This window comes from Pseudomonas sp. R76 (assembly GCF_009834565.1).
In the GTDB taxonomy this organism is placed as follows: domain Bacteria; phylum Pseudomonadota; class Gammaproteobacteria; order Pseudomonadales; family Pseudomonadaceae; genus Aquipseudomonas.
Genome location: NZ_CP019428.1, coordinates 6037382 through 6056207 on the forward strand (window position 1 = coordinate 6037382; position 18826 = coordinate 6056207).

The window sequence follows — 18826 nt, forward strand, 5'->3', positions numbered from 1 at the left end:
ATGTATTTGTTTCGTCTAGCCATGGCCAGCCTGGCTAACCGCCGCTTTACCGCGATCCTCACCGCCTTCGCCATCGCGCTTTCCGTCTGCTTGCTGCTCGCGGTAGAACGCGTGCGCGTTGAGGCGCGCAACAGTTTCGCCAGCACCATCAGCGGCACCGACCTGATCGTCGGCGCGCGTTCCGGCTCGGTCAACTTGCTGCTGTACTCGGTGTTCCGCATCGGCAATGCCACCAACAACATCCGTTGGGACAGCTACGAGCACTTCGCCGCCAGCCCACAGGTGAAATGGGCGATCCCGATTTCCCTCGGCGACTCCCATCGCGGCTACCGCGTGATGGGCACCAACGAATCCTACTTCGAGCACTACCAATACGGCCGCAAACAGAACCTCGAACTGGCCAGCGGCCGCGCCTTCGCCACCGACCCGTTTGAAGTGGTGCTCGGCGCCGAAGTCGCCGATGCGCTGCACTACAAGCTGGGCGACAAGCTGGTGTTGGCCCATGGCGTGGCGGTGGTCAGCCTGGTCAAGCACGATGACAAGCCGTTCACCGTGGTCGGCATTCTGAAACGCACCGGCACGCCGGTGGACCGCACGCTGCATATCAGCCTCGGCGGCATGGAGGCGATCCATATCGACTGGCACAACGGCGTGCCGGCCCAGGGCAAAGGCCGCATCAGCGCCGATCAGGCGCGCAATATGGACCTGACCCCGCAAGCCATCACCGCGTTCATGCTGGGGCTGAACAACAAGATTTCCACCTTTGCTTTGCAACGCGAAATCAATGAATTTCGCGGCGAGCCGATGCTGGCGATCCTGCCTGGCGTGGCGCTGCAAGAGTTGTGGAGCATGATGGGCACCGCCGAAAAAGCGCTGTTCGTGATCTCGCTGTTTGTGGTGCTGACCGGTTTGATCGGCATGCTCACAGCCATCCTCACCAGCCTCAATGAACGCCGCCGCGAGATGGCGATCCTGCGTTCGGTGGGCGCACGGCCTTGGCATATCGCGACATTGCTGATCTTCGAAGCCTTCGCCCTGGCGCTGTCTGGCGTGGTGGCGGGCGTTGGTCTGCTGTACGTGTGCATCGCCGCATCGCGTGGGTATTTGCAGGCCAACTACGGCCTGGACTTGCCGATGTCATGGCCCAGCGAATATGAATGGACGCTGCTCGCCGGCATCCTCGCGGCGGCGCTGTTGATGGGCAGCGTGCCCGCGTGGCGCGCCTATCGACAATCCCTGGCCGATGGCCTGTCCATACGTTTATGAGGAAGGCTTCGATGCGTCGTGCCCTGTTTGCATTGTTGCTGTTGATGGCGCTGCCCGCGTGGGCGGAAGATCAGCCCAAGGACTTGTCCTGGCAGGAAATGATCCCGCCGGATGCGCCGCCGGAAATCCCCAATATGAAGCCGCTGCACGACCTGTCGAACATGGCCGATGCGTTGTCGGTGGAGTCGGCGCCGGCCGCCAAGCAGGACTTGCCCAACGCGCCGGTGGTGCAAAGCCTCGACGGCCAGCACATCCGCCTGCCGGGTTATATCGTGCCGCTGGAAGTCAGCGAAGAAGGCCGCACCACCGAGTTTTTGCTGGTGCCGTATTTCGGCGCGTGCATCCACGTACCGCCACCGCCGTCGAACCAGATCGTCCATGTGAAAAGCGAAGTCGGGGTGAAACTTGATGAGCTGTATCAGCCGTATTGGATCGAAGGTTCGATGCAGGTCAAGCCGTCTTCGAGTGAGCTGGCAGATGCCGGTTACCAGATGGATGCCGACAAGATTTATGTCTACGAGCTGCAGGAATAGCCCTCCTCAGGAACACTGAAGGTCCCACAGTTTTTGATCCGTGTTTACCCTTTCGTTGAGCTGAGTCAAAGGATCGAACGGAACGATCTTTACCATTGGACGTACAACTTTTAACGTCCTTTTGGAGCTCCCATGAACAAGTCTCTGCTCGGCGCGTCCCTCTTCGCGCTCGCCCTCGCCGCCCCGGTCGCACACGCTCACGAAGCGGGCGACATTCTGATTCGCGCCGGTGCAATTACCGTGAATCCGAAGGCTGACAGCGGCAGCGTCAAAGTTGATCAAGGCCCATTGGCCGGCACCAACCTGGGCGGCAAGGCGACCATGAGCAGCGACACCCAACTGGGCTTGAACTTTGCCTACATGCTCACCAACCACGTCGGGATCGAGCTGCTGGCCGCCACGCCGTTCGAGCATGACGTGAAGATCAAGAACACCGCCCTCGGCGCCGCCAACGGCAAGCTCGGCACCCTGAAACACCTGCCGCCAACCCTGAGCGTCGTGTACTACCCGCTGGACAACAAATCCGCCTTCCAACCGTACGTGGGCGCCGGTATCAACTACACCTGGATCTACGACGAGCACGTCGGCAGCCGCGCGGAACAAGCCGGTTTCAGCAACTTCAAGGCTGAAAACTCCTGGGGCTGGGCCGCGCAGATCGGTGCCGACTACATGATCAACGACAAGTGGATGATCAACGCCCAGGCGCGCTACATCGACATCAGCACCAAGGCCACCGTGGACAACAATGCGTTGGGCCAAGGCACACGCGCCAAGGTCAATGTGGACGTTGACCCGATGGTTTACATGGTAGGTATTGGTTACAAGTTCTAAGCGATATTTCACCAACACCACAACACCAATGTGGGAGCGGGCTTGTGTGGGAGCTGGCTTGCCTGCGATAGCATCACCTGGGTATCACTGATACACCGAGGTGTCAGCATCGCAGGCAAGCCAGCTCCCACACAAAACCGGCTCCCACATTTGGTTTTGTGTGACGCTCAGCTATGCCGGTAAAACCGATCCAGCAACGCCGGCAACCCCGCCCGCCACGCCCGTGGCTTGATACCAAAGGTGTGCAGGATCTTCTTGCAGGCCAGCACCGCGTGTTGCGGTTCATCCGCCGCATCCGGCCGGGCCGCGTGGGCCTGGGCGGTAGGCGATTCAATCGCCAACGGGTGGAAGTTACGCGCTTCGGTGAGGATCGCCTGGCCCAGCGCCAACGGCGTGGTCGCTTCGTGCCCGGCGTAGTGATAGGTGCCCCACAGCGGCGCCTCGCAATCGAGTTGCTTGAGCACCGAGATGATCACCCGCGCGGCATCGTCCACCGGCGTCGGGTTGCCACGCCGGTCATCGGCCATCAGCAATTCATCCGGCTTCTCGGCCCGGGCCAGAAAGCGCCCGAGGGTGCCGTCGACGCTGTCATCCAGCAACCAGCCAAAACGTAGCAGCACATGTTGCGGGCAGGTCGCGCGCACACTCTGTTCGATACGCCACAGCGCCTGGCCACGCAGGCCAAGCGGCACCGGCTCGTCTTTTTCGCTGTAGGCGGTGGCACGGGAGCCATCGAACACGCGGTAGCTGGAAGGCTGCAGCAAGGTGATGCTGTGGTGCTGACACAACTCAGCCAGGCGTTCGATGGCGAATTCCTGGGCAGCCAAGCGGGTTTCGCTGACGGCTTCGGCCTGGAACCAGTCGAAATAGTAGGCGAGATTGATCAACGCATCGGGACGGGTGTCGTCGAGCAATTGGGTGAGGCTCGCGGCATCCCAGCCGTCTTGGGGCGGTTTGGGTGCGAGGAAACCGATGTCTTCCTCTGCACCGAGGCGAATAAGCGCCTGCCCGAGGGCATTCCCGCCGCCCAGTAACATAAGGCGCATTCGCATAGATTGAGCAGGCCCGGTCTGTTTGGAACGATGGTTATTATCGGCAGGCCTGTGGGCCTTACCGTTGGTGGTTGCCAGAATCGTTGCATTTTGCGGGTTTGTAGCGCAACCGTCACTTATAAAGTGCGGGGTTGCAACTTATGGGAGACGGCCGCATAACTCCCTGCATGAACCTTCATGAATCCACGGGCACGGTATTGAACGGCTTCCACCCCGCCGTCAGCGCCTGGTTCCGCAGCAGCTTCCCGTCGGTGACCGGCGCCCAGGCCCAGGCGTGGCCGCTGATCCGCCAACGGCGCTCAACGCTGATTGCCGCGCCCACCGGCTCGGGTAAAACCTTGACGGCGTTTCTGGCCGTGCTGGATGACCTGGTTCACCAAGGCCTGGCCAACGGCGGGCAACTGCCGGATGAGACGCTCGTGGTCTACGTCTCGCCGCTCAAGGCGCTGTCCAACGACATCCAGATCAACCTGCAAAACCCGCTGGCCGGCATCACCGAACAGTTGCAGGCCATGGGCTTGCCGCCCTTGGTGATCCGCACCGCCGTGCGCACCGGCGACACCCCGCAAAAAGACCGCGCGCTGATGCGCAAGCGCCCGCCGCATATCCTGGTGACCACTCCGGAATCGCTCTACGTGCTGCTGGGCTCGGACTCCGGCAGGCGGATGCTCGCCTGCACGCGCACGGTGATTGTCGACGAAATCCAAGCCATCGCCGCCAGTAAACGCGGTAGCCACATGGCCTTGAGCCTGGAGCGCCTGCAAGGCTTGTGCGCCGAGCCGCTGACCCGCGTTGGCCTGTCGGCCACACAAAAACCCATCGAGGCGGTATCGCGCTTTCTGGTCGGCGCAGGCCGCGATTGCGCGATTGTGGATATCGGCCACGCGCGCCCGCGCGACCTGGATATCGAAGTGCCGCCGGTGCCGCTCTCGGCAGTAATGGCCAATGACGTGTGGGAACTGGTCTACGACCGCCTCGCTGAGTTGGCGCGCGAACACCGCACCACGCTGATTTTCGTCAACACCCGCCGCCTGGCCGAACGCCTGGCGCGGCACTTGAGCGACCGCCTGGGCAAGACCGCTGTGGCCGCCCACCACGGCAGCCTGGCCAAAGAGCTGCGCCTGGACGCCGAGCAACGGCTCAAGGCCGGCGAGCTGCAAGTGTTGATCGCCACAGCGTCCCTGGAGCTGGGGATTGATATCGGCGACGTCGACCTGGTGTGCCAGATCGGCTCGCCCGGTTCGATCAACGGCTTTCTGCAAAGGGTCGGTCGCTCCGGCCACCAGGTCGGCGGCACGCCCAAGGGGCGCCTGTTCGCCACCACCCGCGATGACTTGATCGAATGCGCCGCCCTGCTCGACTGCGTGCGCCGCGGCGAACTCGACACCTTGCAGATCCCGGTCGCGCCGCTGGACGTGCTGGCCCAGCAGATCATCGCCGAAGTCAGCGCCCAGGAATGGGCGGAACAGGCATTGCTCGACCTTATCCGCCGCGCCTCACCTTACGCCGCGCTGGACGAACGCCATTACCAGGCGCTGCTGCAGATGCTTTCCGAGGGCTATAACGGTCGCCAGGGCATCCGCAGCGCCTACCTGCACCGCGACGCCGTAACCCACACCCTGCGCGGCCGCCGTGGCGCCAAGCTGACCGCCGTGACCAGCGGCGGCACCATCCCCGACAACGCCGACTACAGCGTGTTGCTGGAGCCGCAGAGCCTGAATATCGGCAGCGTCAACGAAGACTTCGCGGTGGAAAGTATTGCCGGGGATATCTTCCAGCTCGGTAACACGTCCTACAGAATTTTGCGGGTCGAAGCCGGCAAGGTGCGCGTCGAAGATGCGCACGGCCAACCGCCGACCATTCCGTTCTGGCTCGGCGAAGCGCCGGGGCGCAGTAACGAGTTGTCGGCGGCCGTGGCGCGCTTCCAGGGGCAGTTGGACGCGTTGCTCAGCGCCACACCCGGCGACTTGCAAGCCGCACAAGACTGGCTCACCGGCACCCTCGGCCTGAACCGCGCCAGCGCCGAACAGATCCTCGATTACCTGGCCCGCACGCGCTTGGCGCTCAGCGCGTTGCCGTCCCAGGACACGTTGATCATGGAGCGGTTTTTCGACGCGTCCGGCGGCACTCAATTAATCATTCACACGCCGTTCGGCAGCCGCGTCAATCGCGCCTGGGGCCTGGCCTTGCGCAAGCGTTTTTGCCGCACGTTCAATTTCGAATTGCAGGCGGCGGCGAGTGAAAATGCAATCGTGCTGTCGCTGTCCACCAGCCACAGCTTCGAGCTGGACGAAGTATGGCGCTACCTCAACAGCAACAGCGCCGAGCACATCCTGATCCAGGCCGTGCTCGACGCGCCGCTGTTCGGCGTGCGCTGGCGCTGGAACGCGGGGGTGGCCCTGGCGTTGCCGCGTTTTACCGGCGGGCGCAAAGTGGCGCCGCAGATCCAGCGCATGAAAAGCGAAGACCTGATCGCCAGCGTGTTTCCCGACCAGATCGCCTGCCTGGAAAACCTCGCCGGCGAGCGTGAAGTGCCCGAGCACCCATTGGTGGAACAGACCCTCGACGACTGCCTGCACGAAGCCATGGACAGCACAGCCTGGCTGGCGCTGTTGCGACGCATGGAAAGCGGCGAAGTCCGCCTGATCAGCCGCGACCTGCCAGCGCCCTCGCCCATGGCCGCCGAAATTCTCAGCGCGCGCCCTTACACTTTTCTCGACGATGCGCCCCTGGAAGAGCGCCGCACCCAGGCCGTGCTCAACCGGCGCTGGAGCGACCCGCACAGCACCGACGACCTCGGCGCGCTGGATGCCGACGCCATCGCCGGCGTACGCGAAGAAGCGTGGCCGGCGCCCCATGGTTTGGACGAAATGCATGAGGCGTTGATGAGCCTGGCCTGTATCGCCGCCAGCGAAGTCACGCCGCAATGGGCCGAGTGGCTGCGCGCCCTGGCCAAAGGTGGGCGCGCCTATCAGCTGAAAAATGGCCTGTGGGTGGCCGTTGAACGCTTGAGTTGTGTACAGGCGATCTATCCCCACAACTTGCCGCTGCTGCCGGGCTTTGATGAGCCGTGGACTGTTGATGAGGCGCTGGCGGAAGTATTGCGCGCACGCCTCGGCGGCTTCGGCCCGCTGACCTTGATCGAGATTGCCGCGCCGCTGGCTCTGCCGGTGGCGGACGTGACCCAGGCATTAGCGCGCCTGGAGCAGGAAGGCTACGTACTGCGCGGCCGCTTCAGCCCTGGCGCCACGCAAGAGCAATGGTGCGAGCGACATTTGCTCGCGCGTATTCACCGCTACACGGTCAAGCGCCTGCGCCGGGAAATCGAGCCGGTGGCGTTGCAGGACTTCATGCGTTTTCTGTTCGATTGGCAGCACCTCGCCGAGGGCACACGCGGCCAGGGCAGCGCCATGTTGCCGCAGATCGTCGCGCAGTTCGAAGGCTACGCCGCCGCCACCTCGGCCTGGGACACTGACCTGCTCAGCGCGCGGCTCAAGGATTTTTCCTCCACCTGGCTCGACGACCTGTGCCGCAGCGGCAAACTGGTGTGGACGCGGCTGAGCAACAAGGCCAGCGCGATGGCGCTGCGCAGTACGCCAGTGGTGCTGCTGCCGCGTAGCCAGGTGCCGCTGTGGAGTGGGCTCACCGAATTGACCGACAGCACCACGCTCTCGCCCAAGGCGCAAAAAGTCCACCTGGCCTTACGCGAGCATGGCGCGTTGTTTTTTGATGAGCTGGTGCACGAAGCCCATCTGCTGCGCAGCGAATTGGAAAGCGCCTTGCAGGAACTGGTCGGCGCCGGCCTGGTGAATGCCGACAGCTTCGCCGGCCTGCGCGCCCTGACCACGCCCGCCAGCAAACGCCAGGCGCGCAGCAGCCGGCGTGGGCGCGGGGCATTTGTTGGCGGCATGGACGACGCCGGGCGCTGGGCCTTGGTGCGCCGCTCGGCCAGCGCTGCCGGGGCGCATTCGGCCGAGACGCTGGAACATGTGGCGATGACCTTGCTGCGCCGCTATGGCGTGGTGTTCTGGCGGCTGCTGGAGCGCGAAGCGGACTGGTTGCCGAGCTGGCGCGAATTGCTGCGCACGTTCCATCGGCTGGAGGCGCGTGGTGAGATTCGCGGCGGACGGTTTGTCAGCGGCCTGGCGGGCGAGCAGTTTGCGTTGCCGGAGGCAATTCCGTTGTTGCGCGAAGTCAGGCGCAGGCCACATGACGGCAGCTTGATTGCGGTGTGTGGGGCGGACCCGCTGAACCTGGTGGGCACGTTGTTGCCGGGCAATAAGGTGCCGGCGGTGAGTGGTAATCGGATTGTGTATCGCGATGGCGTGCCGGCGGCGGTGATGGTCGCGGGCAAGCAGCAGGTGTTGGTGGATGTTGATCAGCAGGCGGTGCAGGAAAAACTGATCAGGCATTGATGACGCCATCGCAGGCAAGCCAGCTCCCACAGTTGATGGGGTTCTGTGGGAGCCGGGCTTGCCCGCGATGAGGCCCGCCCGGCCACCCTCAATCACTGGGTGCGCGGCTGCTCGGTCAACACCACCGAAACCGGCGCCTCTTCATCCGGCTCATCCACCTGCGCTGTACGCTTGGGCAGCCAAACCTGTTGTGGATAAGTTTGCGCGAAGTGCACCTCATCACAGTTATCCACAAGCTTTTTCAGGCGCTGGTTAAACGCACGACTCACCGCATATTGCCCGCCCGACACGGTGCGGAATTGCGCCGTGAGCACCACGCCGTTGAGGTCCATTTTGTCGACGCCAAATACTTCCAGCGGCCCTTGCAGGTTGTACTTGAGGAACACGTCGTCGCGGATCGATTGCCCAGCCTCGCGAATCAACTCCACGGCCTTGTCCACATCGGTGTCGTAGGTGAACTGCACCGAGAAGAATGCGTAGGCGAATTGCCGCGACTGGTTGGTGACCGCCTTGATCTGCCCGAACGGCACCGAGTGCACAAAACCCTTGCCGTCGCGCAGGCGCAGGGTGCGGATGGTCAGGCCTTCGACGGTGCCGGCGTGGCCGGAGTCGAGCACCACCCAATCGCCGATCGACAGCGTGTCCTCGATAATGATGAACAGGCCGGTGATCACGTCCTGCACCAATTGCTGCGAGCCGAAACCGATGGCCAGGCCGACCACACCGGCACCTGCCAGCAACGGTGCGACGTTGATGCCCAGGTTGGCCATGGTGGTGATCGCGCAGATCACCACGAGGATGATCTTCACCGCGTTGCGCAGCAGCGGCAGGATGGTTTTGACCCGCGTACTCGGCTGGCGACTGGAGCGTTTATTCACCGGTGGTTTCAGCGCTTCCTGGATCGCGGTGTCGAGCACTACCCAGAACAGCCAGGTCATCAACAGGATCAGGCCGATGCTGCTGAGGGAATCGCTGATCGCCCGGCCCACGGAGTTGCGCTGGGCAAATTCGAACAGCGATATGCCCCAGATACGCCCGAGGATTTCGATAAAGGCGACCGCCATGACAATGCGCAAGATCGCGTGCAGCAGGCTCAGGAAGCGTTCCTTGTAGGCGCTGCTGCGCTGGATCGCCACCTGGCTGCGGGACTTGAACAGGTGTTGCAGCACCGTGCTGAGAAACACCGTGCCGATCAGCAGAATGGTGGTGAACAGCGCGCAACGCAGGGCTTTCTGGTTGTCGTCGCCAGCGCCGATCAGGTTGATGGCCGAGACCAGCACCATCAACAGAATCGGCCAGTACCACAACCCGGAAAAAACCCGAAGTGATTGCTGCAATGCCGGGTGCTTGAGGCGCTGGGCCAGCGGCCGATTGCGGATCAGGTGCGCCACCGGGCGACGCAGGCGCACCACCAGCACACCGAAAATCACCGCTGCAAACAGGCCGGTGAACACCGCGATGCTGCTGGTGATATTGCCGCCCAATTGGCGAGCGATTTGCGGGCTGGTCAGCGCGTCGCTGAGGGCGGCGAGGAAGCCGATCAGGAACAGCGGTTTTGGGCAGTAGTCACGAATAATCTGCACGGCCGGGCATTTGTGGCCGACGTTGAACATGACGATGACGCACAACAGCATCGAGGTGGAAAAGATGCCGCTGCTGGTGGCGTAGGCAAAACACAGCGCCAGCGCACGCCCTACCGATGTGGGTAAAAAATGGCTGACGTAAAGGGTCAATGGCAGACAGATAATGGCCGGAATCGTGTAGGGCACCACATAGCCCAGCACGGCTTGCAGGCGTTTGCGCTGTGCGACGAAATGCCGGCGACTCAAGCGCTGCACGATAAAGCGCCCCAGCAACGTCAATACCGCAAAGGCGCCCACCCATACACCCGACAGCAGCAGGAAGTCGCCGGCCACGCTCCATGGCGAACGTTCGGCGGTCTGGTCGACCAGGCGCCCTACTTCGTCCGCCGCGCGATCGGCGCGCAAACGCCAGGCGTCGATCAGGTTCTGGTTGAGGTCGAGCTTGTCTTGTACATCGTCGATGCTGGAACTGATGGCGCCGAGCAGGCCGCCTTCCACCAATAACTCCGGCTTGGCCGGCGCGGCAGGTTCAGCCGGCGCTGGGGTTGCGGCTTGCAATGCGCCATTGCCACACAACAGCAGCGCACCAAGCAGTAATGCAGTCTTAAGATTCAGCAAAACGCCGGGCCTCCATCAGCAGGGTCTGTAAGGAACTGACGGGTTTAAGCGCTGATCGTTCCCATGCTCTGCGTGGGGATGCAGCCTTGGGCGCTCTGCGTCCGCATTAAAAAGCGTGACGCGGAGCGTCACCGGAGGCATTCCCACGCGGAGCGTGGGAACGATCTGTCCAGTGTGGGAGCCGGGCCCACCGCTATCGCAGGCAAGCCAGCTCCCACACTTCTGACCGTGTACCGTCTGTAGGAACGGCGAAACTTTCCGGCAAAAACCGCAGTCATCCCAAAACGGAGGTCACCCGACCCTACATCCACGGGAGCAAGCATGGCGGCGATTCATATGGGCATTTCCGAATGGCGCGGGGGGTTGTCATGACCCACCCGGAATTGATCCCCGTCACGCCCACCACGGCCATCACGCGGTTCACCGTGCTGACGGTGAATATCCACAAGGGCTTCACCGCGCTGAACCGGCGTTTCATCTTGCCTGAGTTGCGTGAAGCGGTGCGCAGTGTGGGCGCCGACATGGTGTTCCTGCAGGAAATCCACGGCACCCACGAACGCCATCCCCAGCGCTACAGCGACTGGCCGAAGATGCCGCAATACGAGTTCCTCGCCGACAGCATCTGGCCGCAGTTCGCCTATGGGCGCAACGCGGTCTACCCGCATGGCGACCACGGCAATGCGTTGCTGTCGAAATTCCAGATCGTGCGCTACGACAACCTCGATATCTCGCAAAGCGGCCATGAAAGCCGTGGCTTGCTGCATTGTGTGTTGCGCCTGCCGGGCAGCGGCCAGGAGGTGCATGCGATCTGCATGCACTTGGGCCTGCGCGAGGTGCATCGCCAGCAACAATTGCGTTTGCTGGAGCAGCGTATCAGCGAGATTCCTGCCGACGCGCCGCTGGTGGTGGCCGGTGACTTCAACGACTGGCGCCAGAAGGCCGACCTGAGCCGCAGCGGCCTCAAGGAAGTCTTCGTCGAGGCCCACGGCAAGCCCGCACGCACGTTCCCGGCGCGTTTGCCGCTACTGCCGCTGGACCGCATCTACGTGCGCAACCTGAAGATTCATAACCCCAAAGTGCTGACGACTCGGCCCTGGTCGCATCTGTCCGACCATGTGCCGCTGTCGGTGGAGATCGAGTTATGACTGTCGCAGTAGAGCACATCGCCACTGATCAGCCGCCGGACGAAGCCAAGGCGCGGGATGTCGATTACGGCTGGCAGAGCGGTAACCAAGTGGAGCTGCTGGAGAACGGCGAGGCGTACTTTCCCCAGGTGTTCGAGGCCCTGCGTGGGGCGCAGCGGGAGATCCTGCTGGAGACTTTTATTCTGTTCGAAGACAAGGTCGGCCATGAACTCAAAGGCATCTTGATCGAAGCGGCGCAGCGCGGCGTGAAGGTGGTGGTCAGCCTCGATGGCTTTGGCTGCGGCGAGCTGAGCCCGGCCTTTCTGGGCGAGTTGGCGGAGGCTGGCGTGCTGGTGCAGATGTTCGACCCGGCGTCAAAAAGGTTGGGGATTCGTACCAACTGGTTTCGTCGCCTGCACCGCAAGATTGTGGTGGTGGACGCCACGGTGGCGTTTATTGGCGGGATCAACTTTTCGGCTGATCACCTCGGCGATTTCGGCGCCGAAGCCAAGCAGGATTACGCCGTGCAAATCATCGGCCCGGCCGTGGCGGACTTGCACCATTTCGCCCTCGCCCAAAGTGGTCGCCAGGTTCGCACCCGGCGCGGCTGGCGGCGGCGCCAGCAACGGCCCTCGCTGTGGACGACCGCGAACGACGACGGCCTGGTGCGCCTGATTTATCGCGACAACGTGCAGCACCGAGACGACATCGAAGAGGCGTATATCCACGCGTTGAGCAAGGCGCAAAAACGCGCGGTGATTGCCAACGCCTATTTCTTCCCCGGCTACCGCCTGCTACGCGAGATCCGTAATGCCGCGCGCCGTGGCGTGCACGTGCAACTGATCATGCAAGGCCAGCCCGATGTGCTGCTGGCCAAGCTGGCGGCGCGCATGCTCTACGATTATTTGCTCAAGGATGGCGTGGTGATTCACGAGTATTGCCAGCGCCCGCTGCACGGCAAAGTCGCGTTGGTGGATGACGATTGGAGCACGGTGGGCTCAAGCAATCTGGACCCGCTGAGCTTGTCGCTGAACCTGGAAGCCAACGTGCTGATTCGCGACCGCGCGTTCAATCAGCAGCTCTACGAGCGCCTGGAAATGCTCGCCAAAAACCACTGCCAGACCATGCCGGAAAACCGCAAGCCGCGCCTGTGGTTATGGCGTTTGACCGTGGGCTTCCTGGTGTTTCATGTGATGCGCCATTTCCCCGCGCTGACCGGCTGGCTGCCCGCACACAAGCCGCGCTTGAAACCCTTCGAGAGCCAGGCCCATGACCGCTGAAGCCGGCAGTTCACGATTCAAGCGCTGGAAGAAACCGCTGACCATCGCCTTCTTCCTGTTGCTGATTGTGCTGTTCACCTTGCTCGCGCGGCGCATCGACTGGAGCGAAGTGCTGCAGACGCTGGGCGACTTCAAGCTGCGCACGCTGTTGATCGCCGGTGCGCTGACCTTGTGCAGTTTTCTGGTGTACGCCAGCTTCGATCTGATCGGCCGCACCTACATTCGCCAGCCGCTGCGCTGGAAGCAGATCCTGCCGGTGGGGATCATCAGCTATGCGTTCAACCTCAACCTCAGCGCGTGGGTCGGCGGGATTGCCATGCGTTATCGCCTGTATTCGCGGCTCGGCGTGAGCACCAGCAACATCGCCAAGATTCTTGGGCTGAGCCTGGCGACCAATTGGTTTGGCTACATGGCGCTGGCCGGCGTGGTGTTCAGCAGCGGCCTGGTGACGATGCCGCCCGGTTGGAAAGTCAGCACCTTGGCGTTGCAGGGCATTGGTGTGGTGCTGGTGTTGGCCAGCCTCGGCTACCTGGCGGCGTGCCGGTTTTCAAAGAAGCGTGCGTGGTCGATCAAGGGCATCGAGATCAATCTGCCGTCGTTGCGCATGGCGTGTTTGCAGTTGGCTCTGGGCGCGTTGAATTGGTCGTTGATGGCGGCGGTGATTTTTACCTTGTTGCCGGCCAAGTTGGACTATCCGCTGGTGTTGGGGGTGTTGCTGATCAGCGCGATTGCCGGTGTGGTGACGCATATTCCAGCCGGGCTTGGGGTGTTGGAGGCGGTGTTTATTGGCTTGCTGCAGCATGAGGCGTCGCGCGGGAGTTTGCTGGCGGGGTTGATTGCCTATCGGGCGGTGTACTTTATTTTGCCGCTGGTGATTGCGTTGGTGATGTACCTCGCGGTGGAGGCTAAGGCCAAGGCGTTGCGGGTGAAGAAGACACCCGCCTGAGAGATATGTCGATTGGTCTGGCGCCTTCGCGAGCAAGCCCGCTCCCACCTTTGAAATGCATTCCAAAGGTGGGAGCGGGCTTGCTCGCGAAGGCGGCCTGAAGAGCACTGCATCAACGGGACTGGATGATGCTCAACCGCTCGCCCACCACCATCTCGGTAATCCAGTCCACCAGGATTGAGGTGTAGGCCTGCTGCGACACCGGATCGCTCAACGAGTGGTCGGCGCCGTCGATGATGCGGTGGGTCAAGGAGTGAGTCTGCTGGCACGCCGCGCGGTAACTCATGATCGTGGCGTGGGGCACGTGGTCGTCGGTTTCCGACTCGACAATCAGCACATCGCCGGTGAATTTCGCGCAGGCATGCAGGGCGCGGTTGGTTTCGGCGTGCACCAGGGTGCTGCGGTAATCCATCAGGTCGGCCTTGTCCAAGTCGCGTTTGGGCTTGAGCCATTCCTGATCGCGATACAGCGCTGGCACGCGCAGTGCCAGCCAGCGCACCGGGCGCAATGAGGTGAGAATCGCCGCCAGGTAGCCGCCGTAGCTGGTGCCCACTACCGTCACCGCCGAGGTGTCGATGGCTGGGTGCGACAGCAAGCGGTCATACGCCGCCAGCAGGTCGCGCAGATTGTCTTCACGGGTGACGCGGGACAACGGAATACCGGTGCCGGCATGGCCGCGCAGGTCGAAGGTCAGGCACACGCAGCCTAACCCGGCGATGCCTTTGGCGCGCTCAAGGTCGCGCTCCTGGCTACCGCCCCAACCGTGCACAAACAACACGCCAGGGACTTTGGATTTTGGGCTCAGGAAGGTGCCGCTCATCTGTTCGTCGTCGATATCGATCGCAATGCTTTCGCTTCTAGCCGTCATAAGATTTAACCGTCACGTACTTGAGAAGAAAGTCGCTGTTTTCTGCGGGGCCGCGATACACCTCAATGGCGTCTGCCGGCAGCGGTTGGTCCACGTAGGTTTCCACCGATGAAACGCGAATAGCGCGCAGGCCGGGGTTGTTGATAAAGCTCTGCAACGCTGCGACTTCCGCGCTGCTGGCCCCGCCCAGGCGCCAGGATTGTTCGAGTACGCCGCTACGGCGCTGGCCTTCACTGTCCAGGCCTTGGGCGATGTCGTAGTTGCGCCGGGAGGCGTAGAAACCAGGGTAGGCCTCATCGGCCGCCGTGTCGAAAACCTGGGCTTGCTCAATGGCCTCACGTACGTCGTCGGGCAGGTCGAGCTTCAACAGGTCTTCGTAGTAGCCGGGCACCACCAGCAGGTTGGAGCCGCCATAGACGTCTTCGCCCTGCCCGTCCTGGGTGAGGTATTGCTCGCCGCAGTAGCTGAACACGTGATCGCCGATAAAACTCTGGCCCACGCTGTGGGTAACCACCTCGTGCAGGTCTTGCTCCAGCACCACGCCTTCGGCGAATAACTGCTGCGCTTCAGGCCGCGCCAGTAACGCCTCGAATTCGTCGAGACTGTGGATAACTTCTTGCCCACGGCCAGCGCAGGCATGCACGGGTTTCAGGCGGATCGGCCCGCTGTAGAGCAAGCGCGTGGCGGCGGGCAACGCGTCTTTCAGCGCGAACACACTCAGGCCGTCGAGCACGACTTTGCGCACACGCTCGCAGAACAACGGCGACCAACCTTCGGGCGCCGTGGATTCAGGGCCGAGCACGCCGTGGGTGATGGCTTTGGTGCAGATGAAATCGTGGTCGACATAACCGCCCCACAGGTCGTGCGGGCCTGTGACGTTGAGCGGGAGCGCCTGGGCGGCGCCGACCAGGGTTTGCGTGGGCAACAGATACAGCTCACGGTCGGCGTGTTTCTGCGGGTCATGGCTGCCGCCGAACTTGAGCCCCAAGATCTGCGCCAGCCAGCGCGCCAGCGCGAGGTTGGTGCCGACTTCGTGCTGCGGTGCGCCTGCTCGTGTTGAGTGGGCGACCACCAGTTTCTTGCGTTGAGTCGGGGTCATGCGTCCCCCTTGGCTATCCTGCCATGTGTGTGAATAGACCGTTGCAGGGATCAAGCCAAGGCACGACTAAAAAGGATGGTTGTTAAATCAACCCGTTACTGAAAAAGTAGTGGCAGTAGGCCTGTTTGATTCTGCACGACACTAGGTTAAACACGCGGCGTTCTGCACGATTCACACGGCCCTCGCCTGGCGCCAGCTAAGCTGCTGGAAGCCAGCCCACCGACCACGAGGCATCACGCATGGCCAAGCAAGCGCTCATCCTGATCGACATCCAGAACGACTATTTCCCCCAAGGCAAGTGGCCACTCGACGGCGTGGAAGCGGCGGCAGACAAGGCCGCGCAAGTGCTGGCAGCCTTTCGTCAGGCCGGTGATGCCGTGATTCATGTGCGCCATGAGTTCACCGCCGACGATGCACCGTTCTTCACGCCGGGCTCCGAGGGCGCGCATCTGCATGCCAAGGTGCTGAATGAGGCGGATGAGCCGGTGGTGCTTAAACACTTCGTGAATGCGTTTCGCGGGACTGATCTGCGAGCGGAGCTGGAAAAACGCGCCATCACCGAGGTGGTCGTGGTGGGCAGCATGAGCCATATGTGCATCGACGGCGTGGTGCGGGCCGCTGCGGACCTGGGCTACAAGGTTACGGTGCTGCATGACGCGTGCGCCACGCGGGATCTGGAATTCAATGGGCAGGTGATCCCGGCGGAGCAGGTGCATGGGGCCTTTATGGCTTCCTTGGCCTTCGGTTATGCGGGTGTGGTGTCGACGGATGAATACTTGAAGGCACAAGCGGCGGCATGACCGCCACTTGTCTGCCAGGTGTCAGCGAGTAGCGATGATGAATAGGCGGGGGAATGGCAGCAACACCGTGCCATCGCCCAGCGCTGGGTAAGCCTGGGTGATACGCGCCTGGTATTCCTGTAGGAAGGCGGCTTTTTCACTGTCGGTCAACGGCGCAAGAAAGGGCCGCAACGCCGACGCCTTGAACCACTCCACCACCGCCGCGGAATCCGCCAGGGGATGCTGATAGGTAGTGCGCCATACGTCGACGGTGCTGCAGTGTTTGCTCAGCAGCTCGTAGTAGTAACTCGCGGTGTGGCGCTCATTGTGTTTCACCGCGCCGATCTTCGCCGACCATGGGCCTTCGGCAGCCACTTCGCGGGCCAGGCGGTGGGCAGGTTCGTCGAGGTTGTCCGGGGTTTGCACGGCCAGCGTGCCGCCAGGTGCCAGTTGGTTGACCAAGTGCGGATACAGCGTGGCGTGGTCCGGCAACCATTGCAGGGAGGCGTTGGCCAGAATCACGTCGAATTTTTGTGCCGGACTCCAGGCACCGATATCCGCTAATTCAAAGCTCAGCGCCGGTAGCCGCTTGCGCGCATCCACCAGCATGTCGTCGGAGCTGTCCAGGCCGGTGACGTGCGCCTGAGGAAAACGCTCGGCCAATACCTCGGTGGAATTGCCAGGGCCGCAGCCCAGGTCGACGGCGCTGCGCACATCGGTAGTGGGAATGGCCGCGACCAGGTCACGGACGGGGCGTGTGCGCTGCTGTTCAAACATCGTGTACTGCTTGGCTGACCAGGTCATCGCGGCGTTCCTTCTTGTTGAGGTTGGCCACAGCCTAAATCTTGTGAGCCATGAGAACAAATGCCAGGATTGGTGACCTCCCATACCTTGAAAGTATCCTTATGTTGGAACTCTTATGTTGGAATTTCGCCAGCTCAAAGCCTTCATTGCGATTGCCGAAGAAGGCTATATCACCCGCGCGGCAGAGCGCTTAGGGATGCAGCAACCGCCGCTGACCCGGCTGCTGCAAAGCCTTGAAGCCGAACTGGGCGTGATGTTGATGGAGCGCCTGCCCCGTGGCGTGCGCCCGACCACCGCCGGGCTGGCCTTGTTGGACGAGGCCCGCAACATTCTCGCCCAGGTTGAAGGGGTAACCGACGTGGTGCGCCGTGCCGCTCGCGGTGAGCGCGGCCGCTTGGCGATCGGCTTCACCAGCTCCGCCGCGCTGCACCCGTTCGTGCCCAGCGTGTTGCGGCTGTTTCGCGAAACCTTTGTCGGCGTTTCGGTGGTGCTGGAAGAAGCGGGCACTGGCGAGCTGTTGGACGCGCTGGTGCATGAAAAGCTCGACGCGGCGTTTATCCGCTCGCCGCTCAGCGGCTCTCAGTCATTGCAAGACCAGCCTATTTTGGTGGAGCCGATGCTGCTGGCGCTGCCTACCGATCATCCGCTGGCCATCGACGCGCAATCGCCCCTGCCCTTGGCCGCGTTGGCGACTGAAGCGTTTGTCCTGTATCGCCGCCGCGTAGGGCTGGGTTTGTATGACGCGATTCTGGTGGCCTGCCGTGAAGCAGGGTTCAGCCCGCAGGTGGTTCAGGAAGCGCCACGCATGACCGCGACATTGAGCCTGGTGGCGGCGGGACTTGGGGTGTCCATTGTGCCAGCGTCGATGCAAAGGCTGCGTGGGGACGGCATCGTTTATCGCGAACTGACCGAGTGTCGCAGCCTGGTGGCACCGTTGCATTTGGCGACGCGGGTCGGTGACGGCTCGGCGGTTTTGCGGCGTTTCAAGGAGATGGTGGTGGCAGCGGCTGCGGCAGAGGCCTGATCATCGGCAATAAAAAACCCCCGAGGCCTGGGCCATCGGGGGTTTTGTGCGTTCCGGGTGCTGGACCTTAGAACGGGATATCGTCATCAAAGCTGTCGAAATCCGGAGCCGGCTGTGGTGCGGCCTGTTGTGGAGGCGGCGCCTGGCGCGACTGTTGCGGTGCCGACTGCTGCGGGCGCGGAGCCTGCTGGCGTGGGGCCGGAGCGGACTGCTGGTAGTTGTTGCCGCCGCCTTGTTGGTCGCCCTGTTGTGGACGGCCGCCGAGCAGTTGCATGGTGCCTTGCATGTCGACCACGATTTCAGTGGTGTAACGCTTGATGCCGTCTTTTTCCCACTCGCGGGTTTGCAGTTTGCCTTCGATGTAAACCTGCGAACCTTTGCGCAGGTATTCACCGGCGATCTCTGCGACCTTGCCGAACATCGACACGCGGTGCCATTCGGTTTTCTCGACCTTCTGGCCGGTTTGCTTGTCGGTCCACTGTTCGCTGGTCGCCAGACTCAGGTTGGTCACGGCGTTACCGTTAGGCAAGTAGCGAACTTCGGGATCCTGGCCGCATGTACCGACCAATATGACTTTGTTAACCCCACGGGCCATAACGTTCTC

15 protein-coding genes are annotated in these 18826 nt (G+C 62.4%); 9 read left to right on the plus strand and 6 right to left on the minus strand.

The window, feature by feature from the left end; translation table 11 throughout:
* The 3 genes from PspR76_RS27325 to PspR76_RS27335 all read left to right on the plus strand — a co-directional run bounded on the left by PspR76_RS27325 (position 1) and on the right by PspR76_RS27335 (position 2630).
* Positions 1-1266 carry an ABC transporter permease gene (locus PspR76_RS27325; protein ID WP_110621737.1) on the plus strand — a complete coding sequence of 422 codons (1266 nt, stop codon included), beginning with the start codon at positions 1-3 and terminating at the stop codon, positions 1264-1266.
* 11 nt (positions 1267-1277) lie between these two features.
* The gene (locus PspR76_RS27330) at positions 1278-1799 is read left to right on the plus strand and encodes a DUF3299 domain-containing protein (protein WP_159960264.1); all 522 of its coding nucleotides are present in this window, start codon (positions 1278-1280) and stop codon (positions 1797-1799) included.
* Positions 1800-1931: 132 nt separating this feature from the next.
* Positions 1932-2630, plus strand: a complete 699-nt coding sequence (locus tag PspR76_RS27335) for an OmpW/AlkL family protein (RefSeq protein ID WP_159960266.1) — start codon at positions 1932-1934, stop codon at positions 2628-2630.
* A gap of 167 nt (positions 2631-2797) precedes the next feature.
* On the opposite strand, the gene PspR76_RS27340 is transcribed toward PspR76_RS27335, so the two are convergent.
* Entirely contained in the window at positions 2798-3682 is an 885-nt protein-coding gene (locus PspR76_RS27340; protein ID WP_159960268.1) for a sugar nucleotide-binding protein, read from the minus strand.
* 167 nt (positions 3683-3849) lie between these two features.
* Between PspR76_RS27340 and PspR76_RS27345 the strand changes: the two genes are divergently transcribed.
* The gene (locus tag PspR76_RS27345; protein ID WP_159960270.1) at positions 3850-8097 is read left to right on the plus strand and encodes a DEAD/DEAH box helicase; all 4248 of its coding nucleotides are present in this window, start codon (positions 3850-3852) and stop codon (positions 8095-8097) included.
* Positions 8098-8189: 92 nt separating this feature from the next.
* Here PspR76_RS27345 and PspR76_RS27350 read toward each other — a convergent pair whose 3' ends face one another.
* Entirely contained in the window at positions 8190-10298 is a 2109-nt protein-coding gene (locus PspR76_RS27350; RefSeq protein ID WP_159960272.1) for a mechanosensitive ion channel family protein, read from the minus strand.
* A gap of 368 nt (positions 10299-10666) precedes the next feature.
* Between PspR76_RS27350 and PspR76_RS27355 the strand changes: the two genes are divergently transcribed.
* From PspR76_RS27355 to PspR76_RS27365, 3 genes are read left to right on the plus strand one after another with little or no spacing between them, the layout of a single operon-like run.
* Positions 10667-11443 carry an endonuclease/exonuclease/phosphatase family protein gene (locus PspR76_RS27355; protein ID WP_159960274.1) on the plus strand — a complete coding sequence of 259 codons (777 nt, stop codon included), beginning with the start codon at positions 10667-10669 and terminating at the stop codon, positions 11441-11443.
* Positions 11440-12702, plus strand: coding sequence for a cardiolipin synthase ClsB (clsB, locus tag PspR76_RS27360; RefSeq protein ID WP_159960276.1), 1263 nt, complete (start codon positions 11440-11442; stop codon positions 12700-12702). The genes PspR76_RS27355 and clsB overlap by 4 nt, the downstream gene beginning before the upstream one ends.
* Positions 12692-13648: a lysylphosphatidylglycerol synthase domain-containing protein gene (locus PspR76_RS27365; protein WP_159960278.1), complete on the plus strand. Its 957-nt coding sequence runs from the start codon at positions 12692-12694 to the stop codon at positions 13646-13648. The genes clsB and PspR76_RS27365 overlap by 11 nt, the downstream gene beginning before the upstream one ends.
* Before the next feature lie 112 nt (positions 13649-13760).
* Here the strand turns inward: PspR76_RS27365 and PspR76_RS27370 are convergent, their stop codons facing one another.
* Complete coding sequence (locus PspR76_RS27370; RefSeq protein ID WP_159960280.1) at positions 13761-14516, minus strand: alpha/beta hydrolase family protein; 756 nt, start codon at positions 14514-14516, stop codon at positions 13761-13763.
* Positions 14506-15615 (minus strand): DUF3182 family protein, encoded by a 1110-nt coding sequence (locus tag PspR76_RS27375; RefSeq protein ID WP_159960282.1) that lies wholly within the window; start codon positions 15613-15615, stop codon positions 14506-14508. The genes PspR76_RS27370 and PspR76_RS27375 overlap by 11 nt, the downstream gene beginning before the upstream one ends.
* Before the next feature lie 239 nt (positions 15616-15854).
* Here PspR76_RS27375 and PspR76_RS27380 point away from each other — a divergent pair, with 239 nt between their 5' ends.
* On the plus strand, positions 15855-16415 hold the full coding sequence (locus PspR76_RS27380; protein WP_159960284.1) for a cysteine hydrolase family protein: 561 nt from the start codon (positions 15855-15857) through the stop codon (positions 16413-16415).
* Positions 16416-16436: 21 nt separating this feature from the next.
* On the opposite strand, the gene tam is transcribed toward PspR76_RS27380, so the two are convergent.
* A complete protein-coding gene (gene tam / locus PspR76_RS27385) occupies positions 16437-17198 on the minus strand; it encodes a trans-aconitate 2-methyltransferase (protein ID WP_159960286.1) in 762 nt (253 codons plus the stop codon).
* Between the two features lie 115 nt (positions 17199-17313).
* Between tam and PspR76_RS27390 the strand changes: the two genes are divergently transcribed.
* Positions 17314-18222 (plus strand): LysR family transcriptional regulator, encoded by a 909-nt coding sequence (locus PspR76_RS27390; RefSeq protein ID WP_159960288.1) that lies wholly within the window; start codon positions 17314-17316, stop codon positions 18220-18222.
* Between the two features lie 67 nt (positions 18223-18289).
* Here the strand turns inward: PspR76_RS27390 and PspR76_RS27395 are convergent, their stop codons facing one another.
* The gene (locus tag PspR76_RS27395) at positions 18290-18817 is read right to left on the minus strand and encodes a single-stranded DNA-binding protein (protein WP_010467282.1); all 528 of its coding nucleotides are present in this window, start codon (positions 18815-18817) and stop codon (positions 18290-18292) included.
* Positions 18818-18826 lie beyond the last annotated feature (9 nt).